Source organism: Pseudomonas sp. NPDC088322 (genome assembly GCF_044740745.1).
Classification (GTDB): domain Bacteria; phylum Pseudomonadota; class Gammaproteobacteria; order Pseudomonadales; family Pseudomonadaceae; genus Aquipseudomonas; species Aquipseudomonas shirazensis.
In genome coordinates this window covers 523598-545154 of record NZ_JBIURK010000003.1, presented here as the reverse complement: position 1 = coordinate 545154, position 21557 = coordinate 523598, and the positions used below count along the sequence as shown (strand labels likewise).

Here is a 21557-nt window from a genome sequence, read left to right as displayed (position 1 = left end):
TTAGCGCTCCGTGGTCTTGCGGATTTCTTTTTCGTCCATCCATTCAGCCAGGCCGCTTTCGACGTCGACCAACTGCAGGCTGAACTTGTAGAACACGTCTTTGTAATCGCTGCTGCGTTTGACGATGGAGCTGATCGAGCCTTCCAGGCGGTACTGCGCGGCGATCATGTTGCCCGTCTTGGCGACGGTGGCTTTTTTGTACAGGCCGCTTTGGTTCTGCAACTTGAGCTGGTCGACCTGGCTCTGCATGTCGGTGTTGTCGCTGGCAAAGCGGGCAACGCCGGTCTTGAGCAGTTGGGTCTTGATCGTGGTGGTGATCTCGCGGGTATCGATGTACTCGCTGGTCTTGTTCTTCACGTCATACACCTGCACCACCGGGCGGCCCTGCAGCACGCCGGACTGGGCCAGCGAGCGGGTCATGCTCTCGGCGATCATCTGCAGGTCGGTGGAGCCGAATTCGTTGGTAATCAGCTCGACTGCCTTGGTGTCGCCGTAGCTGATGTTCTTGCTGCCCAGGCCTGGTGACGGCGTGCTGCAGCCGCTGAGCAAGGCGAGGGTGAGGGCGGCGAGGGTAATGCGTGCAAACATCAAAAGTGCTCCTGAAAATGATTACCGGGTATGGACTTCGAGGCGGAAGTCGCGCGCCTGCGGAACCGGGGCGATGGCGGGCAGGAAGCTGGCCTGCTTGCCGTACAGGGTGAGGGTCTTCCAGCTTTCTTCATCGCCTACCGGGAAGCCGTCGTCGCCCAGCCAGGCGAAGCGGTAGTAAAGGGTCTGGTTGCTGCGGCTGGTGTTGTTGATGGCGACCTTGACGGTGAGAAATCCGCGTTCGCGGGCCACCCGCATCGGGCCAATGTCAAAGTCGTCGAGCTGGCCCATGGTCACCACCTTGCTGGCGGCGCTGCCTGGCTCGGGCGGACTGGCGCAGCCTGCCAGGAGGGCGGCGGCGACCAGAGCGATGCAGATTAAACGCATGTTCGATCCTTGAGATTATTTGAGGTTGGCAAGCACTGGCGCTTGGGCCGGCTGCGGCAGTTGTATGGCGGCGCCACTGGCGAACACCTGATGGCCGAGCACGCGCAGGCTGATCACTTGGTAGGGTTGGTCGATCTTGACCTTGAGCGTACCGCTGCCGAGGATCGCCGGCAGGCTCAGGCGATGTTCGCCTTGGGCCAGATGCACGCGGGCGACCTGGGTCTGGTTGGGCAGGGTGCGCCAGGTGCGGGTGTCGGCGCCTTCGACCACTGCCGCGGCAATGCCCACGATCAGGGCTGCCAGCGGGTCGACCTCGTTCAGCTTTTTTTGCGCCAGGGTGCGGCTGACCGCGCGCACGCTGGTGCGCAGGATGATCTCCGGCATGTCGTCACGCAGGGCCCTGCGCGACATGGCGCTGGTGTTGTTGAGTGAAGTGAGGCTGACAGCCTGGTCGTTCAGGTAGACCTCGCCAAAGCGCGCAGTGCTGTTGTCTTCTCTTATCACCGGGAACGACAGCGTGGTGATCACCAGGTTACCGTCGATCGTCAGTGGCAGCGGGATGCGCATCGAGTCGCGTGCCGGTGCCAGGCCGCTCTGGACCACAATCAGCACATCGCTCTCGCCGGCTTTGGCTTGCTTGCCATCCAGGTTGAGCAGGGCTTGCTCGAGCAATGGCGTCTTCGGCCGTAGCTCGGCTGCAGTGCGGTAGCCCGGCGCGGCCAGGCCCTTCTCGCCAAGGGCCTCGTAGACGAAGCCGGACAGGTAATGGCTGAACGCGCTCTGGTAGCTGTTTTTCAGACTGACCACTTCAGGGTCGTCGAGGCTGGCCACCGGATATCCCTTCAGATCTTTGAACTCGGTGCTGGCACCTTGTTGTTCGGCTTCCTGCTCGCCCTTGAGGTACTGCTTGTCACGCAGCTCGGCGATGACCGCTTCGCGTTCGTGGGTCTTCTTGATTTCGGTACGGGCGCCGGCGAAATCGTTCTGCGCCAGCAGGTTCAGGGCCATCTGGGTGGTCAGCATGACCTTTTCGTAGTCGTAGCCCTGGTAGCGGCGGACCTTGTCGTTGACCAGATAGCTGGCGAACTGGCTGAGGTACTTTTCAGTGTCCAGTTTGACTGCTTCTTCCCACTCGAAGACCACGCCGTCGGCCACGCGCCAGGCTTGCTGGCTACCCTGCAGATCACCTTTGGAACGCAGCAGCTCGCCTTTTTCGAAGTAGTAGAGGAGGTCTTTGACGTCGCTCTTGTTGTTGCTCTCGAGCAGAGCCAGGGCAGCGTCGACATTGCCGGCGACAAGCTGCTGGTTGGTTTCCTGAAGCTCGCTGTCGTAACTGCGAAACACAGCGCAGCCGGTCAGTTGCGTGACGGCGATAAGCGCTGCCAGAAGTACTGCGCGGGGGACCATCGGTGTTGTTCTTCCCTGAATGGATGGACTGCGTCCTGCGCCAGCGCGGCCCGTGATTGCGGGGGACCAAAGGCAAAGGCGCGACATTATAAGCACAGGGTGGCGTTTTGCTGGCATGAAGGCTTGAATTAGGTTGCGCTGGCCCCTGTCGCTAATCTGTTACAAGATTTTTCGTGAAATCTGCCGGCAGCCCTTGAGCAGGCGCGAGTGGAAGTGAACAATGTTCTCTTTCGTATTCCCCTCGAGATCGGCCATGACTTCCCGTCCCCGTTTACTCGCCTGGCTGCTGTGGCCAGTGCTGGCGCTGTGCAGCACGCTGGCCATGGCCGAAGCCCCTGCAGAGGCGACCAAGGCCTTGCACCTGCTCGATTACATTGGCGCGGATTACCCGCCAACGGTGCGCGAGGGCAGGGTGGTCGATGACGGTGAGTACCGCGAGCAGCAGGAATTCAGCAGCGTGCTCGCCGAACTGGTGAAAAACCTGCCAGCGCACGCCGAACGTGATGCCCTCGAACAGGGCGTACAGGCCTTGCGCACCGCCATCGACCAGCGCCAGGACGGCCCTACCGTTGCTCGCGAGGCGCGCCAGCTCGGTGCCCGTCTGGCGGTTGCCTATGAGGTCAGCCAGGCCCCGATAATCACCCCTGATCCTGCCCGCGGCGCCGCGCTGTACGCGCAAAACTGCTCGATCTGCCACGGTGACAGTGGTGCCGGCGATGGCCCGGCCGGGCTCGGTCTGGAGCCAGCGCCGGCCAACCTGCGCGACGTCGCCCGGCTCGATCAGCTCAGCCTGTTCGACCTCTACAACACCCTTGGCCTGGGCATCGAAGGCACCGAAATGCCCTCGTTTGCCGACCAGCTCGACGAGCGTCAGCGCTGGGACGTAGCGGCCTTTGTCGCCAGCTTCAGCGCCGAGCCGCAGGCCGCTGCTGGCGCCCCGGCCTGGAACCTCGCTGATCTGGCCCGGCAGACCCCTGCAGAAGTCGCCGCCAGCCACAGCGCCGAGGCCGTAGCTGCGTTTCGCGCCCAGCGTGCACAGCCGCCGCAGGTCAAGCGCGGCCCGGCGCAGTTGCTCGACTACACCGCCAGCACCCTCGACAAGAGCCTGGCGGCCTATCGCGACGGCGATCATGACCAGGCCTATGACCTGTCGGTTGCGGCGTATCTGGAAGGTTTCGAGCTGGTCGAAAGCTCCCTCGACAACATCGATGCCCAAGTACGCAAAGACACCGAGAAGGCCCTGATGGCCTATCGGCAGTCGTTGCAGGACGGCCTGCCCGTCGCCCAGGCCGAACAGCGCCTGAGCGAGGCCAAGGTCAAGCTCGACGCCGCCGCCAAGCTGCTTGGCAGCGATGGCCTGAGCTGGTCGCTGAGCTACATCTCCGGGCTGTTGATTCTGCTGCGCGAAGGCCTCGAGGCGATTCTGGTGCTGGCCGCGATCCTGGCCTTCCTGCGCAATACCGGCCAGCAATCTGCGGTGCGCAGCGTCAACGTTGGCTGGGCGCTGGCACTGGTCGCAGGCTTCGCCACCTGGGCGGTAGCGGCGTATCTGATCGACGTTGGCGGTGCTCAGCGCGAATTGCTCGAAGGTTGCACCGCGCTGTTTGCCAGCGTGATGGTGCTGTGGCTCGGCGTGTGGATGCACGACCGGCGCCACGCTGCGGCCTGGCAGGACTACATCAAAAGCAGCCTGGTCGGCGGCGGCGGGCGCTTTGGTTTTGCCTTGCTGGCGTTCTTTTCGGTGTACCGCGAGCTGTTCGAGGTGATCCTGTTCTACGAAACCCTGTGGCTGCAATCAGGGCCTGCCGGGCACAACGCTGTGCTGGCCGGTGGTGCCACCGCGCTGGTGCTGTTGGTGGGCCTGGCCTGGGTGATCCTGCGCGGTTCGGCCAAGCTGCCGCTGGCGCTGTTCTTCAGCATCAACGCCGCGCTGCTGTGCGCACTGTCGGTGGTGTTCGCCGGGCATGGCATCAAGGCCTTGCAAGAGGCAGGCATCCTCGGCACGCGGCCGGTGGCGTTCTTTGAATTCGACTGGCTGGGCATTCATGCCGATGCCTACTCACTGGCGGCACAAGCCTTGGCACTGAGCGCGATCGCGCTGCTGTATGGCCGCTCGTGGCTGCTCGAGCGGCGCCGCGCTGCGGCCAGTTGAGCTGCGATCTGGCACACTGGGCGCAGTGATTAACAGCCGATGAGAATGCAGCAATGCGTATATGGATCGATGCCGACGCCTGCCCCAAGGCAGTCAAGGACCTGATCGTAAAGTTTGCCCTCAAGCGCAAACTTGAGGTGGTGATGGTCGCCGGCCAAGCGCAGATCAAGCCGGCATTTGCCTGCGTAAAGCTGATCGTGGTGCCGAGCGGACCGGATGCCGCCGATGATTATCTGGTCGAGAATGCCGTACCGGGCGAGTTGGTGATCTGCAGCGATATCCCCTTGGCCGACCGCCTTGTGAAAAACGGCGTGGCGGCGCTCGACCCACGTGGCCGTGAGTTCGATGAGCGCAATATGGCCGACCGGTTGGCGACGCGTAACTTGTTCACCGAGCTGCGTGAACAGGGCCAGGCCAGTGGTGGCCAGGGGCCTTACGGCGAGAAAGAAAAGCAGGAGTTCGCCAACTCCCTCGATCGCATCCTGACCCGCCTCGCCAGGGGCTGATTACGACGTTGATCACAGCATCACGCAGCGCCGGCCTGGGCCAGCGCTGCAGGGCGGCTCAGTGGTCGTTGGCGTGGGCCAATTCCAGCACCCGGTCGACCAGTTTGTAGATGCCGCTGGCCGCATCGCTGATCGAGGTAGCGAGCATGTACGCCGGGGTGGTCACCAGCTTGCGCTGGGTGTCTTCGACGATGTCATGTACATCGCACTCTTCGTGGGTGCCGCCCATCTTCACCACCGCCGCGCTGGTGCCGGCATCGTTACCGATGGTGCAGACCACGCCTGGGCCGTAGATCTTCGCTGCCAGAGCTGGCGAAATGCACATCAGGCCGACCGGTTTGCCGGCTTCGGCGAAGGCCTCGGCCAGCGCCAGTACGTCTGGTTGAACCGTGCACTTGTCACCTTCAACGGCAAAGTTGGAGAGGTTTTTTGCAGCGCCAAAGCCGCCGGGCACGATCAGCGCGTCAAACTCGCTGACGTCTGCTTCGCGAATGTCCTTGACCTGGCCGCGGGCAATCCGCGCCGACTCGACCAGCACATTGCGAGTCTCGCTGGTTTGCTCACCGGTCAGATGATCGATTACATGCAGTTGGGGGATGTTTGGTGCAAAGCACTGCACCTGCGCGCCGCGCTGGTCCAGGCGCAGCAGCGTGATCACGCTTTCGTGGATTTCAGCGCCATCGTAGACACCACAGCCGGAAAGAATCACCGCCACTTTTTTTGTCATGCTTGTTTCTCCAGAGTCCAGGCGCCAATTGTTGCTTGGCACTTTACTAGGATCACGGCAACAGCGGCATGTTCATTCTTGCGGTGGGCTTGGCTTGTCCGTCAGCTGCTCGGTCGCAGCCGCGTCGGCGGCCGCCTTGCGCTCGGCGCGCTGGGTGCGAAAACGCCGGCGCAGCCACAGCAGCAGGCCCAGCACCAGCAGGCCGCCAAGTACCCACAGCTCGTACTTCTTGACGTTGCCAAGCAGGCCTTCGAGGATCGCCCCGAAGTGGTAGGCCGCAGCGCCCAGGGCCACTGCCCACACCGCAGCGCCAATGCCGTTGAGCAGCAGGTAGCGGCGCGGCGGATAGCCCGACAGGCCAATCGCTACCGGCATCACCGTGCGCAGACCATAGACGAAGCGGAAGCTCAGTACCCAGATGTCCGGGTGGCGGCGGATATGGTCCAGGGCACGGTCGCCCATGGCCTGCCAGCGCGGCCTGCGCGCCAGGATTGCGCGGCCATGGCGGCGGCCCATGAAGTACCACAGCTGGTCGCCGGCATAGCTGCCGAAGAAGGCCACCACGCACACCATGTTGATGTCCATGTAACCGCGGAACGCAAGAAATCCCGCAAGCACCAGGATGGTCTCACCTTCAAAAAATGTGCCGAGAAAAAGGGCAAAGTAGCCGAAATCCTGCAGGAATTGTTGAAGCATCTTCTGGGGTGCTGGCGAAATGAACGCGCAGCCTACCCCTTCGCGGGCCGTGGGGAAAGTGTCCAAATGTGTCTCGACGTGAACAATTCCTACATGGTGATTGCCTGTGGCGACACGTCGCAGGGTTGCCCAAGGGTGTAACACAGGCGTCATAATGGCCGCTTATAACTGTCGCGCTGCCCGCCTGCGCGGGCTCAGGAGTCTGCCGTGAGCTTTACCCCCGCCAACCGTATGTTTCCTGCCACACGTCTGCGTCGCAATCGCCGCGACGAGTTTTCCCGTCGCCTGGTGCGTGAAAACACCCTGACGGTCGATGACCTGATCTTGCCGGTATTCGTTCTGGATGGTGAAAACCGCCGAGAAGAAGTGCCGTCCATGCCAGGTGTCGAGCGCTTGTCGATCGACTTGCTGCTGGAAGCTGCGCAGTCCTGGGTGGACCTGGGGATTCCGGCCTTGGCACTGTTCCCGGTAACCCCGGTCGAGAAAAAGACCCTGGATGGCGCCGAAGCGTGGAACCCGGATGGCATTGCCCAGCGCGCTACCCGCGCCCTGCGTGAACGCTTCCCGGAGCTTGGGGTGATCACCGACGTTGCCCTCGACCCGTTTACCACCCACGGCCAGGATGGCATCCTCGACGAAGACGGCTACGTGCAGAACGACATCACCGTCGATGCGCTGGTGCGCCAGGCGCTGTCCCACGCCGAGGCTGGCGCGCAAGTGGTGGCGCCTTCTGACATGATGGACGGCCGCCTCGGCGCGATCCGCGAGGCGCTGGAAGTCGCCGGCCACGTCAACGTGCGCATCATGGCCTACTCGGCCAAGTACGCCAGTGCCTACTACGGCCCGTTCCGCGATGCGGTAGGCTCGGCTTTGAACCTGGGCAAGGCCAACAAGGCGTCGTACCAGATGGACCCGGCCAACAGCGACGAGGCCCTGCACGAAGTGGCCACTGACCTGGCCGAAGGTGCCGATATGGTCATGGTCAAGCCAGGCATGCCGTACCTGGATATCGTTTACCGGGTCAAAACCGAGTTCAAGGTGCCGACCTTTGTCTATCAGGTCAGCGGCGAGTACGCCATGCACATGGCGGCAATTCAGAATGGCTGGCTGAGCGAGGCCGTGATCCTCGAATCGCTAACCGCTTTCAAACGTGCAGGCGCCGATGGCATTCTCACTTATTTCGCCGTTCGCGCCGCCCAATTGTTGAGAGGGCAGTAACGCCCTTCAGGAACGTCAGATGAATAACGAAGTGCTATCCCCGGTCGACATCAAGGATGCTCAAGCGCTACCGCAAGAGCTGACGCAAACGCCGCCAGACCTTGAGCCGGTGGCCGAGCCTGTGGTCGAAGCGGTTGCCGACGCTGCGCTCGAAACCGCCGCGCCGACCCCTGCGCCGGCGCCGGCGATCCCGGTGCCTGGGCTGGACGACAGCAGCCTGTACATTCATCGCGAGCTCTCGCAGCTGCAGTTCAACTTCCGCGTGCTGGAACAGGCGCTGGACGAGTCGTATCCGCTGCTCGAGCGCTTGAAGTTCCTGCTGATCTTCTCCAGCAACCTCGACGAGTTCTTCGAGATCCGCGTCGCCGGCCTGAAGAAGCAGATCAATTTTGCCCGTGAGCTGGCCGGCGCCGACGGCCTGCAGCCACATCAGGCCCTGAGCCGGATCAGCGAGCTGGTGCACCACGAAGTGGATCGCCAGTACGCGATCCTCAACGACGTGCTGCTGCCAGAGATGGAAAAGCACAACATTCGCTTCATTCGTCGGCGCAACTGGACGCCGAAGATCAAGACCTGGGTGCGGCGTTTCTTCCGCGACGAGATCGCGCCGATCATCACCCCGATTGGCCTCGATCCGACCCACCCGTTCCCGTTGCTGGTGAACAAGAGCCTGAACTTCATCGTCGAGCTCGAAGGGGTCGATGCATTCGGCCGCGATTCGGGCCTGGCGATCATCCCCGCGCCGCGTTTGCTGCCTCGGGTGATTCGCGTACCGGAGGAGGTAGGCGGCACCGGTGCCAACTACGTATTCCTCTCGTCGATGATTCACGCCCACGCCGATGATTTGTTCCAGGGCATGAAGGTCAAGGGTTGCTATCAGTTCCGCCTGACCCGTAACGCCGACCTGGCGCTGGACTCGGAAGAGGTCGACGACCTTGCCCGCGCTCTGCGTGGTGAGCTGTTCTCGCGTCGCTACGGCGATGCGGTGCGCCTGGAAGTCGCCGACACCTGCCCCAAGCATCTGTCCGACTACCTGCTCAAGCAGTTCAGTCTGAGCGAGAACGAGCTGTATCAGGTCAATGGTCCGGTCAACCTGACCCGGCTGTTCAGCATCACCGGCCTGGAAAGCCACCCGGAACTGCAGTACCTGCCGTTCACCCCGGCGATCCCCAAGCTGCTGCAGAACGCCGAAAACATCTTCAGCGTCGTCAGCAAGCAGGACATCCTGCTGATGCACCCCTTCGAGTCGTTCACCCCGGTGGTCGACCTGCTGCGCCAGGCAGCCAAAGACCCGCACGTGCTCGCCGTGCGCCAGACCCTGTACCGCAGCGGCGCCAACTCGGAGATCGTCGACGCACTGGTCGACGCAGCGCGTAACGGCAAGGAAGTCACTGCGGTGATCGAGCTGCGTGCGCGCTTCGACGAAGAGTCCAACCTGCAGATGGCCAGCCGCCTGCAGGCGGCCGGCGCGGTGGTGATCTATGGCGTAGTCGGCTTCAAGACCCACGCCAAGATGATGCTGATCCTGCGTCGCGAGCAGGGCGAAATCGTCCGCTACGCGCACCTCGGCACCGGCAACTACCACGCCGCCAACGCCCGTCTGTATACCGACTACAGCCTGCTGACCTCGGATGACGCGCTGTGCGAAGACGTTGGCAAGCTGTTCAGCCAGCTGATCGGCATGGGCAAGACCCTGCGCATGAAAAAGCTCCTGCATGCGCCGTTCACGCTGAAGAAGGGCATGCTCGACATGATTGCCCGCGAGACCCAGTGCGCGCTTGACGGCAAGCCGGCGCACATCATCGCCAAGTTCAACTCGTTGACCGACGCGAAGATCATCCGCGCGCTGTACAAGGCCAGCCAGTCAGGTGTACGTATCGATCTGGTGGTGCGTGGCATGTGCTGCCTGCGCCCGGGCATCGCCGGGGTTTCGCACAATATTCACGTACGCTCGATCATCGGCCGCTTCCTTGAGCACACGCGGGTGTTTTACTTCCTCAATGGCGGCGAAGAGCAGATCTTCCTGTCGAGTGCCGACTGGATGGAGCGCAACCTCGATAAACGCGTCGAGACCTGCTTCCCCGTCGAGGGCAAGAAGCACCTGCTGCGGGTCAAGAAGGAGCTGGAAAGCTACCTGACCGACAACACTCAGGCGTGGATCCTGCAGTCCGACGGCCGCTACGTGCGCAGCACGCCAACCGGCAACCAGAACCCGCGCAGTGCCCAGGCGACCCTGCTGGAGCGCCTGAGCAACCCGGTCCTCAACGTACGCTGAGGACGAAGCCGACCCGGGCCAGCCACTCCGCCTCGTTGGCGAAGTCGGCCTGGGTCAGCGGGTGCTGTTCCAGCCAACCGTCCGGGAATACTACTTCCAGGCTATTTTCGTGGGCTTGCAGCACCACTTTGGGCATCTCTTGGGTGCCGCGGATGTGGTGGAAGAGGATGGCAAAGCGCAGCAGTACGCACAGGCGAATCAGCTGGCTGCCTTCATCGCCGAACTCGGCGAATTTGTCCTTGGGAATGTTGCGGCGATGGCCGCGCACCAGCAGCGCGAGCATCTGCTGGTCTTCACGCGAGAAACCGGCCAGGTCGGAGTGCTCGATCAGGTAGGCGCCGTGCTTGTGGTAGTGATAGTGGGCGATGTCCAGGCCCACCTCATGGACCTTGGCCGACCAGCTCAGCAGGTCGCGCCAGTTGCCTTCTTCCAGATCCCAGTCTTTGGCCACTTGATCAAACGCGTGCAGCGCCTTGCGTTCGACCCGCGCGGCCTGGCCGTGGTCGACGTGGTAGCGCTCCATCAACGAATTGAGGGTGCGCTCGCGCACGTCTTCGTGGTGATGGCGGCCAAGCAGGTCGAACAGCACACCTTCACGCAGGGCGCCGTCGCAGTGGTCCATGCGTTGCAGTTCGAGTGCATCGAAAATGGCTTCGAGAATCGCCAGGCCCGCCGGGAAGATCGTGCGGCGGTCAGGCTTGACCCCTTCGAAGTCGATCTTGTCGGTGTCGCCCAGCTTGAACAGCTTGCGTTTGACCCAGGCCAGGCCTTCGGCATTGACCTCACCGTTGCCCAGGCCGCCAGCCTTGATCGCCGCGCCGATGGCGCGAATGGTCCCGGACGATCCGATCGCTTCGTCCCAGGTCAGCCGGTGCAGGGCGGTTTCGATGCTCATCAGCTCCAGGCGCGCAGCGGTGTAGGCCTGGGCGTAGCGCGCCGGGGTGATCTTGCCGTCGCGGAAGTAGCGCTGGGTATAGCTGACGCAGCCCATTTGCAGGCTCTCGCGCAGCAACGGCTCGAAGCGCTGGCCAATGATGAACTCGGTGCTGCCGCCACCAATGTCGGCGACCAGGCGCTTGCCCGGATTGTCGGCCAGGGTGTGCGACACGCCGAGGTAGATCAGGCGCGCTTCTTCACGGCCGGAGATGACCTCGACCGGGTGGCCGAGGATAGCTTCGGCGCGCTGGATGAATTCGTTGCGGTTGCGCGCTTCGCGCAGCGCGTTGGTGCCGACGATGCGCACGGCGCCATCGGGCATGCCGTTGATCAGCTGGGCGAAGCGCTTGAGGCACTCCAGGCCGCGCTGCATGGCTTCTTCGCTGAGGCGGCGCTCTTCGTCGATACCGGCGGCCAGCTGAACCTTCTCGCCCTGCCGCTCAAGAATGCGGATTTCCGTGTGGTGGGCCTTGGCCACGACCATGTGGAAACTGTTGGAGCCCAGGTCGATGGCGGCGATCAGGGATAGGTTCTTCGCGGAGTTCTGCGGCATGATTTTCGAGATTCTCGGTCGGTTACCTGGCAATCCTGCCACGAACGCGGGCATACGCCAACGCGTGGCTGGGCAAGGTTTGATGCAAAGCAAGGTGCGCACGGATCGTATGACACCTGTGTGACAGTTTCGATGCGGGGTGTCTTGCTCCACTATAGTTACACTCAATCGTCCGCGACTTCCTGTAGCCAGCCGGTGCAGCTATGATGGGCCACGATTTTGCTTTCCACCTGGAGATATCCATGAGCAACGACCTGATCAAACATGTCACCGACGCCACCTTCGAGGCTGAAGTCCTGAAGGCAGAAGGCCCGGTGCTGGTCGATTACTGGGCTGAATGGTGCGGCCCATGCAAGATGATCGCTCCAGTCCTGGACGACATCGCCACTACCTACGAGGGTAAACTGACCGTCGCCAAGCTGAATATCGACGACAACCAGGAAACCCCGGCCAAGCACGGCGTGCGTGGCATCCCGACGCTGATGCTGTTCAAGAACGGTAACGTCGAGGCAACCAAGGTCGGTGCGCTGTCGAAATCACAACTGGCTGCGTTCATCGACGCCAACCTGTGATGTGAAAAGGCCCCGGTAAATCCGGGGCTTTTCTTTTTGCGAACCCTAGACGCGCAAAAAAGCAAGTGTTACATTCGGCCTCGCACTGTTTCTTCAAGTGCCCCCTGCACGCCGTCGCCGAAGCATCCCAATTCGAATCAGTACGCGATCCTGTCGCCTTCTTGCGGCGCGGCTTCATTAAGCCAGAAGCTTAATTCTCCCTTCTTACATGATTACGTCCACTCCCCTTATGAACCTGACTGAACTCAAGCAAAAGCCGATTACTGATCTGCTAGAAATGGCCGAACAGATGGGCATTGAAAACATGGCCCGTTCGCGCAAGCAGGACGTGATTTTCGCCCTGTTGAAAAAACACGCTAAGAGCGGCGAAGAGATCTCGGGTGACGGCGTGCTGGAGATTCTCCAGGATGGTTTCGGTTTCCTGCGGTCGGCTGATGCGTCCTACCTGGCCGGCCCTGACGATATCTACGTCTCGCCCAGCCAGATCCGTCGCTTCAACCTGCGTACCGGTGACACCATCGTTGGCAAGATTCGCCCGCCAAAGGAAGGGGAGCGTTACTTCGCGCTGCTCAAGGTCGACACGATCAACTACGACCGTCCAGAAAACGCGAAGAACAAGATCCTCTTCGAGAACCTGACGCCGTTGTTCCCCAACAAGCGCCTGAAGATGGAAGCCGGCAACGGCTCCACCGAGGACTTGACCGGGCGTGTGATCGACCTGTGCGCGCCGATCGGCAAGGGCCAGCGTGGCCTGATCGTCGCTCCGCCAAAAGCGGGCAAGACGATCATGCTGCAGAACATCGCTGCCAACATCACCCGCAACAATCCCGAGTGCCACCTGATCGTTCTGCTGATCGACGAGCGCCCGGAAGAAGTTACCGAGATGCAACGCACCGTGCGCGGCGAAGTGGTTGCTTCGACCTTCGACGAGCCGCCAACCCGCCACGTGCAGGTTGCCGAAATGGTCATCGAAAAGGCCAAGCGCCTGGTTGAGCACAAGAAAGACGTGGTCATCCTGCTCGACTCGATCACCCGTCTGGCCCGTGCCTACAACACCGTCATCCCGAGCTCCGGCAAGGTCCTGACCGGTGGTGTCGATGCCCATGCGCTCGAGAAGCCAAAGCGCTTCTTCGGTGCTGCGCGTAACATCGAAGAAGGCGGCTCGCTGACCATCATCGCTACCGCGCTGGTTGAAACCGGCTCGAAGATGGATGAAGTGATCTACGAAGAGTTCAAAGGTACCGGTAACATGGAACTGCCTTTGGACCGTCGTATCGCCGAGAAACGTGTGTTTCCGGCCATCAACATCAACAAGTCGGGCACGCGTCGTGAAGAGCTGCTGACTGCTGATGACGAGCTGCAGCGCATGTGGATCCTGCGCAAGCTGCTGCACCCGATGGACGAGATCGCCGCTATCGAGTTCTTGATCGACAAGCTCAAGCAGACCAAGACCAACGACGAGTTCTTCCTGTCGATGAAGCGCAAGTAAGCTTCGCGCTTAATACGCTGAAGATTTGGGGCCGCTGCGCGCCCCTTCGCGGATAAACCCGCTCCCACAGGGATTACATCGAACCTTGTGGGAGCGGGTTTACCCGCGAAGGGCTGCGCAGCGGCCCCAAGTCATTTTGGCATCCTACAAAAGCCTGATCGGCGCTACACTCTGCACCCCGACCGATACGGCCAACACGAGGCTTACGCATGCAGTATCGCGATTTGCGCGACTTTATCCGTGGCCTGGAGCAGCGCGGCGAACTCAAGCGCATCCAGGTTCCGATTTCACCCGTCCTGGAAATGACCGAAGTCTGCGATCGCACCTTGCGTGCCAAGGGCCCGGCGTTGCTGTTCGAAAAGCCTGTCGGTTTCGACATCCCGGTGCTGGGCAACCTGTTCGGCACACCGGAGCGGGTCGCCATGGGCATGGGCGCCGAGTCGGTTGCAGAGCTGCGCGAGATCGGCAAGCTGCTGGCCTTCCTCAAGGAGCCCGAGCCGCCCAAGGGTCTCAAGGATGCCTGGTCGAAGCTGCCGATCTTCAAGAAAGTCGTGTCGATGGCGCCCAAGGTGGTCAAGGACGCGGTGTGCCATGAGGTGGTGATCGAGGGCGACGACGTCGACCTCAGCCAGCTGCCGATTCAGCATTGCTGGCCGGGCGACGTTGCGCCGCTGATTACCTGGGGCCTGACCGTCACCCGCGGGCCGAACAAAGAGCGGCAGAACCTGGGCATCTATCGCCAGCAGGTGATCGGCCGCAACAAAGTCATCATGCGCTGGTTGAGCCATCGAGGCGGCGCGCTGGACTATCGCGAGTGGTGCGAGAAGCACCCGGGCCAGCCATTCCCGGTGGCGGTGGCGCTCGGCGCCGACCCGGCGACCATCCTTGGCGCGGTCACGCCGGTGCCGGATACCTTGTCCGAGTACGCCTTTGCCGGCCTGCTACGCGGTAACCGTACCGAGCTGGTCAAGTGCCGCGGCAGCGACCTGCAGGTGCCGGCCACGGCGGAAATCATCCTTGAAGGGGTTATCCACCCTGGCGAGATGGCCCCGGAAGGCCCGTATGGCGATCACACCGGCTACTACAACGAAGTCGACAGCTTCCCGGTGTTCACCATCGAGCGCATCACCCATCGGCGTAATCCGATCTATCACAGCACCTATACCGGCCGGCCACCGGATGAGCCGGCGATTCTGGGTGTGGCCCTGAACGAAGTGTTCGTGCCGATCCTGCAGAAGCAGTTCCCGGAGATCACCGACTTCTACCTGCCGCCGGAAGGCTGCTCGTACCGTATGGCGGTGGTGACCATCAAGAAGCAGTACCCAGGCCATGCCAAGCGGGTAATGCTCGGTGTGTGGTCGTTCCTGCGACAGTTCATGTACACCAAGTTCGTTATTGTCACCGACGACGATATCAACGCCCGCGACTGGAACGACGTGATCTGGGCCGTCACCACGCGCATGGACCCCAAGCGTGATACGGTGATGATCGACAACACGCCGATCGACTACCTGGATTTTGCCTCACCGGTGTCGGGGCTTGGCTCGAAGATGGGCCTGGACGCCACACACAAGTGGCCGGGCGAGACAACACGCGAATGGGGCCGGGTCATCGTCAAGGACGATGCCGTCACCCGCCGTATCGATGAGCTGTGGGATCAGTTGGGAATAGATTGATGCAGGTAACGTTGCAGCCCTCCGGGGCGGTACTGGCGCTGGAGCCTGGTGAAAGGATTCTTGATGGTGCGCGGCGCCTGGGCTATGACTGCCCGAGCAGCTGTCGCAATGGCAACTGCCATGTCTGCGCGGCGCTGCTGGTCGAAGGCCGCGTGCGCCAGGACGGTGAAGTGCGCGATCACGGCGAGCTGTTCACCTGCATTGCCGAGCCGCTGGAAGACTGCGTGCTTCTCTGGGACGGCGTTCTGGCCCTGGGCGAGCTGCCGCTGCGCACGCTGGCCTGCACGGTCAGCGAGTGCATCGAGGTTGGCGGTGATGTCTGGCGCGTGCGCCTGCGTGCCCCGGCCGGCAAGCCACTGCGCTACCACGCCGGCCAATACCTGATGATCGAGCGCGATGGCGCCGACAAGGCTGCCTTCTCGCTGGCCTCGGCACCGCATGCCGGGCGGGATCTGGAGCTGCACGTACTGGCTCGCGAGCCCAGCTCGGTGGCATTGATTGAGCAATTGCAGCGCGACGGCCTGGCGCGTATTCAGATGCCGTTTGGCGACACCCACCTGGCCGAGCTGCCGGATGGGCCGCTGGTGTTGATCGCCGCCGGCACCGGCATGGGCCAGATGCACAGCCTGATCGAGCACTGCCGGGCCAACGGCTTCAAGCACCCGGTGCACCTGTACTGGGGCGTGCGTCGCCCTGAGGACTTCTACTCGCTCGAGCACTGGGACGAGTGGCAGCGCTTGCCCAACCTGTTCCTGCACAAGGTGGTCAGCGACATGTGTGGTTGGGAAGGGCGCTGCGGCATGCTCCACGAGGCGGTTTGCGAAGATATCGCTGACCTCAATGACGTTCACGTGTACGCCAGCGGCTCGCCCAACATGGTCTATGCCACGCTGGATGCTCTGGTCGAAGCCGGTATGGACGCCCATCGCATGCGCGCAGATGTATTTGCCTACGCCCCGCGTGGTTGATCGCTAATAACCAAAGTTGTTCGACTTGATTATAAGGCGGTAAGTCTTACCGCCCTTGCCAATAACTTTATCTATACTCGCAACAGCACTGCACATTCGCCTGCAGTACCCATGTTGCGGCTGCTCCTGCCTGCGTCAGGGCTTGTAATACGGTGCCTTTCTGCCGTACGGTAAGTCCAGCGCAGCGCCAGTGAGTTACAGTGGCGCTCATTGTAAGTTCTCGGGGAATAATGGCGGCAGCTTATGTCGGCACTTGAAAGTCTATCCTGGAAAGTTTCCTATCCGCCGTCGCTGGACTTTGGTCAGCAACTCACGCGCGAGCAACTGTCAGTTTCTATGCAGTCGACCATGTCGCGTCACCGTGGCGGGCCAGTGTGGTTGTTTGCCTATGGTTCGCTGATCTGGCGGCCGGAGTGCAACTCGGTCGAACGTCAGCGTGCGCGCGTGCACGGTTATCATCGCGGGCTGTACCTGTGGTCGCATGAGCATCGCGGCACACCCGAGTGCCCGGGGCTGGTGTTTGGCCTGGATCGCGGCGGCTCGTGCAGCGGCTTTGCCTACCGGCTGGACGACAGCAATCTGGATGACTCGCTGATGGCCCTGTGGCAACGGGAGATGCCGTACCCGGCCTATCGCCCGCACTGGCTGACCTGCCGGCTCGACAATGGCAGCAAGGTGCAAGCCTTGGGTTTCGTGCTGGAGCGGCACTTGCCGTGTTACGCCGGCGACCTGCCGGATGGGCTGCTGAGCCAGATCCTGGCCAGCGCCAGCGGGCGCTTCGGCACCACCCGCGATTATGTCGAGCAGACCTTGAACGCGCTGCGCAGCCACCAGATGCCTGATCGCAATCTGGAAGCGCGTTTTCGCCGCTGCCATAACCTGCGCGAGGTTTGACCCCCGCGCAGGCTTCGTTCAACGGGTCTGCACCACCAGCTTGCCCACCGCCTTGCGCTGCGCCAGTTGCTCTATGGCGCTGCCGGCTTCGGCCAGTGGGTAGGTTTTCGATACCAGTGGTTTGATCTTGCCCTCGGCGTGCCAGGCGAACAGTTGACGGAAGTTGGCGGCGTTGTCCTGTGGCTGACGCTGGGCAAATGCACCCCAGAACACTCCCACTACCGCCGCGCCCTTGAGCAGCGCCAGATTGACCGGCAGTTGTGGGATCACGCCGCTGGCAAAGCCCACCACCAGCAGCCGGCCGTTCCAGGCCAGGCCGCGCACCGCCTGGTCGAACAGCTCGCCGCCGACCGGGTCGTAGATCACGTCGACGCCCTGGCCGCCGGTCAGGCGCTTGATTTCATCCTTGAGCGAGCTTGTGCTGTAGTCGATCAGCTCATCTGCACCGGCAGCCTTGGCTACCGCCAGCTTGTCGGCGCTGCTGGCTGCGGCGATCACCTTGGCACCCATGGCTTTGCCGATCTCCACGGCGGCCAGGCCGACGCCACCGGAAGCGCCCAGCACCAACAGGGTTTCTCCAGGCTGCAGGTTGGCCCGCTGGCGCAGTGCGTGCAGCGAAGTGCCGTAGGTCATGCCCAGCGCGGCGGCGGTGGTGAAGTCCATGCTGTCGGGGATTGGCAGCACGTTGTAGTAGGGCACCGCGACCTGCTCGGCAAACGCGCCCCAGCCGGTCAGCGCCATGACCCGCTGGCCCACCTCGAACGCGCCGGCCTTGGCGCCCACCGCCGCAACCACCCCGGCCGCTTCGCCACCCGGCGAGAACGGCAGCGGTGGCTGGAACTGGTATTTGCCTTCGATGATCAGCGTGTCAGGGAAGTTGACCCCGGCGGCGTGCACGTCGAGCAGGACCTCGTTGATCTTCGGCTGGGGGCTGGCGACGTCTGCAAGCACAAGATCGCGCGCCGGGCCCAGGGTTTTGCACAACACGGCTTTCATCGGGGCTATTCCTTTGCAGGTGATGGCCGATAAGTGTAGGAGGACTGCTTGCCCGGTCAACGAGCATGCTCGGCCCTGATGGCCCGGCATAAGCCCGGGCTTGGGTTTGCGCGACGTGCTGGGTAAGCTGGCGCCAACTGTATGTGAGGAGCGAATTCGTGAAAGCGTGGATCTTGATGGTTATGGCGCTGATGCTGCCAATGGCGGCGATGGCCGAGGAAGCCGCAGAAGGCGCGCCGAAGGTTGCCTATATCAGCCTGAGCCCGCCCTTTGTCGGCAACTACGCACTGGATGGCAACAGCAAGCTGCGCGTGTACAAGGCTGACGTGGCCCTGCGCGTGACCGGCGATGCCGCTGCGGCGGCGGTCAAGCACCACGAGCCGCTGATTCGTAATCAGCTGGTGGCGCTGTTCACCCAGCAGACCGTGGACAGCATGAGTAACGTCGAGGCCAAGGAGCGCCTGCGTCAGGAAGCCTTGAAGCAGGTACAGCAGGTGATGGAGAACGAGGAAGGCAAGCCGATCGTCGAGGACCTGCTGTTCAACAACCTGATCGTGCAGTAAAGCCAACCGGGGCTGCAAAGCAGCCCCCTCTGCTTGCCACTACTTGGCCAAGGTCAGGATCGCAGCCCACTGCTTCAAGGTCACCGGCATCACCGACAGGCGCGTGCCTTTTTGCACCAGCGGCATCTCCTCCAGAGCTGCCTGCTGCTTGAGCAAACCCAGCCCGAGCAAAGGCTTGAAGGTGCGCACATGGGCGACATCGACGGCGCTCCAGGGGTTCTTGTCGGCGCTGGCCTTGGCATCGTGGTAGTGACTCTGCGGGTCAAGTGCCGTAGGGTCGGGGTACGCCGCTGCAACAATTTTGGCAATACCGGCAATGCCCGGCTGCGGGCAGCTTGAGTGATAGAAGAAAAACTCGTCGCCAACCGCCATGGCCCTGAGGAAATTGCGCGCCTGGTAGTTGCGCACCCCGTCCCAGCGCGCTTCGCCGAGGCGTTTGAGGTCATCGATGGACAATTCGTCCGGTTCGGATTTCATCAGCCAATAGGCCATGGACGCTGCTCCTGACAAAGTCTGAAATAACTAGTTGCATGAAACCGACAGCCGGTTGACGTCAACGTTTGCGTGTCGGCTCCGGTTGGCGGAAAATGCGCCGATTTTAAGCACTATGCTCAGTCAGCACTGAAAAAGCTGGCAAGCCCGAATCAGTTGCCAGGGGGCAATCAATGAACAAACGCAAACCGGACCTGCTGTGGATCCTGGCCTTTATCTTCGGTCTTGGGGTCGTTACTACCGGTTATGCGCAGAGTTTGCTGGAGCGAAAGATGGACGTCGCCTACCAGACCCCCGTCGAGCAAGCGCCACAGCAGCGCTGAAGTCATTGCGCGCTCAATTGCGCGCCAGGTACCAGTGGCGGTCCGAGACCGTGCCTTGCAGCGGTACATCCCAACTGGCCTGCGCCAGACGCTCGACCTTCTGGCATTCATGCGCCAGGCCCAGCAGCAGCGGTTTCTTCCAGGTCTTGCGCCGGCTCTGATAGGCCAGGCTGCGGTCATAGAACCCGCCCCCCATGCCCAAGCGGCCACCCACTTCGTCAAACCCGACCAACGGCAGCAGGACCAAGTCCAGCGCCCAGATTGGCCGTTGCCGCTTGCGCTCGATTACCGGCTCCGGGATGCGAAAGCGATTGGGCTTGAGCACCTCACCCTGGTCGTAACGCTGAAACACCATGCGTGTGGCCGGCCAGGCGTGCAGCACCGGCAGGTAGATCCGCTTGCCGCGCCGATGGCCCTCGCGCAGCAGCAGGCGCGGGTCGATCTCGCCGTCATTGGGCAGGTACAGGGCAATGTGGCGGGCGCGGCGGAATAACGGATGCTGGGCCAGCTGACGGTACAGGCCGCGAGACGCCTGACGCTGTTGTGCAGGCGTAAGGGCGCGGCGTGCGTTACGCAGCTGGCGACGAAGTTGCGGGCGGGTGAGGGGCGCGGTGTCGGTCATGGCACAGAGGTCCCGGAGGTGTCGGCCGCCGTGGCGGCCAGACCAGTTGCCCGCCAGAGCAGGCGAGCAATGCAGAATTCAGGCTCCCCGATAAGACCGCTATCGGCGTAGCCCTTGAACCCGAAAGTTCAAGGTGGAGATTGCAGGGGGCGTTAAGGCTTTCCGTCGGGCGGACATGCACACCGGCCCCAGCGTGCAACCCCCGTGGTTGTGCGTATCGGCTCAGGGACATAACCGACTGGCGCATCTCCCAGGGAGTGACGCCAGTATACCGATCTCAGCCGTTTTTGGTACCCGTGTCGTCGGCCAATGCGCTGTCGACGCGCTCGAGCAGGTCACGCACCTGCTCACGGGTAGTACCGCCGCTGGCCACTTCAGGGGTTTCCTGGCGGTGGAGCATTTCGTGGGTAATGTTCAAGGCCGCCATCACCGCAATGCGATCGGCGCCGATGACTTTGCCGCTGCTGCGGATCTCGCGCATCTTGCCATCCAGATAGCGCGCGGCGCTGACCAGGTTGCTGCGCTCTTCGGGCGGGCAGATGATCGAGTAGTCTTTGTCGAGGATCTGTACGGTGACGCTATTGCTTGAACTCATGAGTCTTGCTCCAGGGCCTTGAGCCGCAAGATCATGGATTCGACCTTACGCCTTGCGATCTCATTTTTTTCAATGAGGTGGGCGCGCTCTTCGCGCCAGGAAGTTTCCTGCGCTAATAGGAGTGCATTTTGCCGTTTAAGTTGCTCGACGCGCTCGATCAGCAGCTCGAAACGGCTCATCAGCGCTTGCAGGTCGTTGTCTTGCATGGGGGGCACTCGTTTCGCTCCATCGTTTACGGCCTGGCCATGATGCCGGTGCCGGGCCTTGGGCGGCCAGTGCCGATGGTCTTGGCGCGCCTGCCGGTGCTAGGATACAAGGTCTTCATTCTAGACATTGCGCCGTCTGGCGCCTAGCAGCCCATGCCTAATACTCAATCGCCGTACACCGCTTTCGCCGCATTGCTCTCGAGCAATGGCCACCCTGTCTCCCCCGCCGAGCTGCACGGCCTGTTGATTGGCCGCAGCTGCGCCGGCGCAGGCTTCGATGCCGAGGCCTGGTTGGCCGACGCCGCCAACGCCCTCGAGGTCGAACCGAACGACTCTGTGCGCAACGCCCTGATCGGCCTGCAGGAGATGGTCAAGGCCGAACTCACCGGCGATGACGTCGCTCTGGTGCTGTTGCTGCCGGGTGATGAACAACCGCTGACCGAACGTGCCGCCGCCCTTGGCGAATGGTGCCAGGGCTTCATCGCCGGCTTCGGCTTGAACGCCGGTGGCAAGGACCTGTCCACCGAAGCCAAGGAAGTGCTGCAGGACCTGGTGGCGATTTCGCAGGTGCAAGACGCCCTGGAAGAATCCGAGGACGGCGAGAGCGACTACATGGAGGTCACCGAGTACCTGCGCGTCGCGCCGCTGCTGCTGTTCACCGAGCTGGCCGCGCCAGTTGCGCCTGCCCCCAAGCCATCGCTGCACTGATCAATCGG

At 62.3% G+C, this 21557-nt stretch carries 23 protein-coding genes and 1 other RNA gene; 12 read left to right on the top strand and 12 right to left on the bottom strand.

What is annotated here, in order from left to right; all coding sequences use genetic code 11:
- The 3 genes from lpoB to ACIOAU_RS10065 are packed head-to-tail and all read right to left on the bottom strand — an operon-like array spanning position 1 to position 2382.
- A complete protein-coding gene (gene lpoB, locus ACIOAU_RS10075; RefSeq protein WP_150572511.1) occupies positions 1–588 on the bottom strand; it encodes a penicillin-binding protein activator LpoB in 588 nt (195 codons plus the stop codon).
- A gap of 21 nt (positions 589–609) precedes the next feature.
- Complete coding sequence (locus ACIOAU_RS10070; RefSeq protein WP_150572512.1) at positions 610–975, bottom strand: YcfL family protein; 366 nt, start codon at positions 973–975, stop codon at positions 610–612.
- Between the two features lie 15 nt (positions 976–990).
- Positions 991–2382, bottom strand: coding sequence for a COG3014 family protein (locus tag ACIOAU_RS10065; RefSeq protein WP_150570431.1), 1392 nt, complete (start codon positions 2380–2382; stop codon positions 991–993).
- 220 nt (positions 2383–2602) lie between these two features.
- On the opposite strand from ACIOAU_RS10065, the gene ACIOAU_RS10060 reads away from it, so the two are divergent.
- Both ACIOAU_RS10060 and ACIOAU_RS10055 read left to right on the top strand, forming a co-directional pair.
- Positions 2603–4534 carry an FTR1 family protein gene (locus tag ACIOAU_RS10060; protein ID WP_401181686.1) on the top strand — a complete coding sequence of 644 codons (1932 nt, stop codon included), beginning with the start codon at positions 2603–2605 and terminating at the stop codon, positions 4532–4534.
- Positions 4535–4587: 53 nt separating this feature from the next.
- A complete protein-coding gene (locus ACIOAU_RS10055) occupies positions 4588–5040 on the top strand; it encodes a YaiI/YqxD family protein (protein WP_401181683.1) in 453 nt (150 codons plus the stop codon).
- A 58-nt stretch (positions 5041–5098) separates the two neighbouring features.
- Here ACIOAU_RS10055 and elbB read toward each other — a convergent pair whose 3' ends face one another.
- Together elbB and ACIOAU_RS10045 are read right to left on the bottom strand one after the other, a co-directional pair.
- Positions 5099–5767 (bottom strand): isoprenoid biosynthesis glyoxalase ElbB, encoded by a 669-nt coding sequence (elbB, locus tag ACIOAU_RS10050; protein ID WP_401181680.1) that lies wholly within the window; start codon positions 5765–5767, stop codon positions 5099–5101.
- A gap of 72 nt (positions 5768–5839) precedes the next feature.
- On the bottom strand, positions 5840–6463 hold the full coding sequence (locus tag ACIOAU_RS10045) for a DedA family protein (protein ID WP_101315245.1): 624 nt from the start codon (positions 6461–6463) through the stop codon (positions 5840–5842).
- A gap of 207 nt (positions 6464–6670) precedes the next feature.
- On the opposite strand from ACIOAU_RS10045, the gene hemB reads away from it, so the two are divergent.
- Both hemB and ppk1 read left to right on the top strand, forming a co-directional pair.
- Positions 6671–7681, top strand: coding sequence for a porphobilinogen synthase (hemB, locus tag ACIOAU_RS10040; protein WP_101315247.1), 1011 nt, complete (start codon positions 6671–6673; stop codon positions 7679–7681).
- A 19-nt stretch (positions 7682–7700) separates the two neighbouring features.
- Positions 7701–9956: a polyphosphate kinase 1 gene (ppk1, locus tag ACIOAU_RS10035; protein ID WP_101315249.1), complete on the top strand. Its 2256-nt coding sequence runs from the start codon at positions 7701–7703 to the stop codon at positions 9954–9956.
- Here the strand turns inward: ppk1 and ppx are convergent.
- Positions 9943–11445, bottom strand: coding sequence for an exopolyphosphatase (gene ppx, locus ACIOAU_RS10030; RefSeq protein ID WP_101315251.1), 1503 nt, complete (start codon positions 11443–11445; stop codon positions 9943–9945). The two genes, ppk1 and ppx, sit on opposite strands and share 14 nt — an antisense overlap.
- Before the next feature lie 242 nt (positions 11446–11687).
- On the opposite strand from ppx, the gene trxA reads away from it, so the two are divergent.
- The 5 genes from trxA to ACIOAU_RS10005 all read left to right on the top strand — a co-directional run bounded on the left by trxA (position 11688) and on the right by ACIOAU_RS10005 (position 17044).
- Positions 11688–12017 carry a thioredoxin TrxA gene (trxA, locus tag ACIOAU_RS10025; protein WP_101315253.1) on the top strand — a complete coding sequence of 110 codons (330 nt, stop codon included), beginning with the start codon at positions 11688–11690 and terminating at the stop codon, positions 12015–12017.
- Between the two features lie 229 nt (positions 12018–12246).
- The gene (rho, locus tag ACIOAU_RS10020) at positions 12247–13506 is read left to right on the top strand and encodes a transcription termination factor Rho (RefSeq protein WP_101315255.1); all 1260 of its coding nucleotides are present in this window, start codon (positions 12247–12249) and stop codon (positions 13504–13506) included.
- Between the two features lie 209 nt (positions 13507–13715).
- Positions 13716–15182: a 4-hydroxy-3-polyprenylbenzoate decarboxylase gene (gene ubiD, locus ACIOAU_RS10015; RefSeq protein WP_101315257.1), complete on the top strand. Its 1467-nt coding sequence runs from the start codon at positions 13716–13718 to the stop codon at positions 15180–15182.
- The gene (locus ACIOAU_RS10010; RefSeq protein WP_401181674.1) at positions 15182–16150 is read left to right on the top strand and encodes a CDP-6-deoxy-delta-3,4-glucoseen reductase; all 969 of its coding nucleotides are present in this window, start codon (positions 15182–15184) and stop codon (positions 16148–16150) included. The genes ubiD and ACIOAU_RS10010 overlap by 1 nt, the downstream gene beginning before the upstream one ends.
- Before the next feature lie 243 nt (positions 16151–16393).
- Entirely contained in the window at positions 16394–17044 is a 651-nt protein-coding gene (locus tag ACIOAU_RS10005) for a gamma-glutamylcyclotransferase (protein ID WP_101315261.1), read from the top strand.
- Positions 17045–17062: 18 nt separating this feature from the next.
- Here ACIOAU_RS10005 and ACIOAU_RS10000 read toward each other — a convergent pair whose 3' ends face one another.
- Entirely contained in the window at positions 17063–18040 is a 978-nt protein-coding gene (locus ACIOAU_RS10000) for an NADPH:quinone oxidoreductase family protein (protein ID WP_101315263.1), read from the bottom strand.
- Between the two features lie 158 nt (positions 18041–18198).
- Here ACIOAU_RS10000 and ACIOAU_RS09995 point away from each other — a divergent pair, with 158 nt between their 5' ends.
- Complete coding sequence (locus ACIOAU_RS09995; RefSeq protein ID WP_101315265.1) at positions 18199–18603, top strand: flagellar basal body-associated protein FliL; 405 nt, start codon at positions 18199–18201, stop codon at positions 18601–18603.
- Positions 18604–18642: 39 nt separating this feature from the next.
- On the opposite strand, the gene ACIOAU_RS09990 is transcribed toward ACIOAU_RS09995, so the two are convergent.
- Positions 18643–19095 (bottom strand): EVE domain-containing protein, encoded by a 453-nt coding sequence (locus tag ACIOAU_RS09990; protein ID WP_101315267.1) that lies wholly within the window; start codon positions 19093–19095, stop codon positions 18643–18645.
- Between the two features lie 173 nt (positions 19096–19268).
- Between ACIOAU_RS09990 and ACIOAU_RS09985 the strand changes: the two genes are divergently transcribed.
- Positions 19269–19418 carry a hypothetical protein gene (locus ACIOAU_RS09985; RefSeq protein ID WP_178080737.1) on the top strand — a complete coding sequence of 50 codons (150 nt, stop codon included), beginning with the start codon at positions 19269–19271 and terminating at the stop codon, positions 19416–19418.
- A 13-nt stretch (positions 19419–19431) separates the two neighbouring features.
- On the opposite strand, the gene ACIOAU_RS09980 is transcribed toward ACIOAU_RS09985, so the two are convergent.
- The 4 genes from ACIOAU_RS09980 to ACIOAU_RS09965 form a co-directional block, all read right to left on the bottom strand.
- The gene (locus ACIOAU_RS09980) at positions 19432–20040 is read right to left on the bottom strand and encodes a 5-formyltetrahydrofolate cyclo-ligase (RefSeq protein ID WP_401181668.1); all 609 of its coding nucleotides are present in this window, start codon (positions 20038–20040) and stop codon (positions 19432–19434) included.
- An 80-nt stretch (positions 20041–20120) separates the two neighbouring features.
- A non-coding RNA gene (ssrS, locus tag ACIOAU_RS09975) (6S RNA) lies at positions 20121–20300 on the bottom strand.
- 17 nt (positions 20301–20317) lie between these two features.
- The gene (locus ACIOAU_RS09970) at positions 20318–20635 is read right to left on the bottom strand and encodes a cell division protein ZapA (RefSeq protein ID WP_101315271.1); all 318 of its coding nucleotides are present in this window, start codon (positions 20633–20635) and stop codon (positions 20318–20320) included.
- Positions 20632–20841 carry a TIGR02449 family protein gene (locus ACIOAU_RS09965; protein WP_101315273.1) on the bottom strand — a complete coding sequence of 70 codons (210 nt, stop codon included), beginning with the start codon at positions 20839–20841 and terminating at the stop codon, positions 20632–20634. The genes ACIOAU_RS09970 and ACIOAU_RS09965 overlap by 4 nt, the downstream gene beginning before the upstream one ends.
- A gap of 153 nt (positions 20842–20994) precedes the next feature.
- Here ACIOAU_RS09965 and ACIOAU_RS09960 point away from each other — a divergent pair, with 153 nt between their 5' ends.
- Positions 20995–21549, top strand: coding sequence for a YecA family protein (locus ACIOAU_RS09960; protein ID WP_101315275.1), 555 nt, complete (start codon positions 20995–20997; stop codon positions 21547–21549).
- The last annotated feature ends 8 nt before the right edge of the window (positions 21550–21557 follow it).

Bases quoted from the DNA above. Each gene is read 5' to 3' on its own strand.
- lpoB (WP_150572511.1), bottom strand. From the start codon at position 588: ATGTTTGCACGCATTACCCTCGCCGCCCTCACCCTCGCCTTGCTCAGC.
- ACIOAU_RS10070 (WP_150572512.1), bottom strand. From the start codon at position 975: ATGCGTTTAATCTGCATCGCTCTGGTCGCCGCCGCCCTCCTGGCAGGC.
- ACIOAU_RS10065 (WP_150570431.1), bottom strand. From the start codon at position 2,382: ATGGTCCCCCGCGCAGTACTTCTGGCAGCGCTTATCGCCGTCACGCAA.
- ACIOAU_RS10060 (WP_401181686.1), top strand. From the start codon at position 2,603: ATGTTCTCTTTCGTATTCCCCTCGAGATCGGCCATGACTTCCCGTCCC.
- ACIOAU_RS10055 (WP_401181683.1), top strand. From the start codon at position 4,588: ATGCGTATATGGATCGATGCCGACGCCTGCCCCAAGGCAGTCAAGGAC.
- elbB (WP_401181680.1), bottom strand. From the start codon at position 5,767: ATGACAAAAAAAGTGGCGGTGATTCTTTCCGGCTGTGGTGTCTACGAT.
- ACIOAU_RS10045 (WP_101315245.1), bottom strand. From the start codon at position 6,463: ATGCTTCAACAATTCCTGCAGGATTTCGGCTACTTTGCCCTTTTTCTC.
- ppk1 (WP_101315249.1), top strand. From the start codon at position 7,701: ATGAATAACGAAGTGCTATCCCCGGTCGACATCAAGGATGCTCAAGCG.
- ppx (WP_101315251.1), bottom strand. From the start codon at position 11,445: ATGCCGCAGAACTCCGCGAAGAACCTATCCCTGATCGCCGCCATCGAC.
- trxA (WP_101315253.1), top strand. From the start codon at position 11,688: ATGAGCAACGACCTGATCAAACATGTCACCGACGCCACCTTCGAGGCT.
- rho (WP_101315255.1), top strand. From the start codon at position 12,247: ATGAACCTGACTGAACTCAAGCAAAAGCCGATTACTGATCTGCTAGAA.
- ubiD (WP_101315257.1), top strand. From the start codon at position 13,716: ATGCAGTATCGCGATTTGCGCGACTTTATCCGTGGCCTGGAGCAGCGC.
- ACIOAU_RS10010 (WP_401181674.1), top strand. From the start codon at position 15,182: ATGCAGGTAACGTTGCAGCCCTCCGGGGCGGTACTGGCGCTGGAGCCT.
- ACIOAU_RS10005 (WP_101315261.1), top strand. From the start codon at position 16,394: ATGTCGGCACTTGAAAGTCTATCCTGGAAAGTTTCCTATCCGCCGTCG.
- ACIOAU_RS10000 (WP_101315263.1), bottom strand. From the start codon at position 18,040: ATGAAAGCCGTGTTGTGCAAAACCCTGGGCCCGGCGCGCGATCTTGTG.
- ACIOAU_RS09990 (WP_101315267.1), bottom strand. From the start codon at position 19,095: ATGGCCTATTGGCTGATGAAATCCGAACCGGACGAATTGTCCATCGAT.
- ACIOAU_RS09985 (WP_178080737.1), top strand. From the start codon at position 19,269: ATGAACAAACGCAAACCGGACCTGCTGTGGATCCTGGCCTTTATCTTC.
- ACIOAU_RS09980 (WP_401181668.1), bottom strand. From the start codon at position 20,040: ATGACCGACACCGCGCCCCTCACCCGCCCGCAACTTCGTCGCCAGCTG.
- ACIOAU_RS09970 (WP_101315271.1), bottom strand. From the start codon at position 20,635: ATGAGTTCAAGCAATAGCGTCACCGTACAGATCCTCGACAAAGACTAC.
- ACIOAU_RS09965 (WP_101315273.1), bottom strand. From the start codon at position 20,841: ATGCAAGACAACGACCTGCAAGCGCTGATGAGCCGTTTCGAGCTGCTG.
- ACIOAU_RS09960 (WP_101315275.1), top strand. From the start codon at position 20,995: ATGCCTAATACTCAATCGCCGTACACCGCTTTCGCCGCATTGCTCTCG.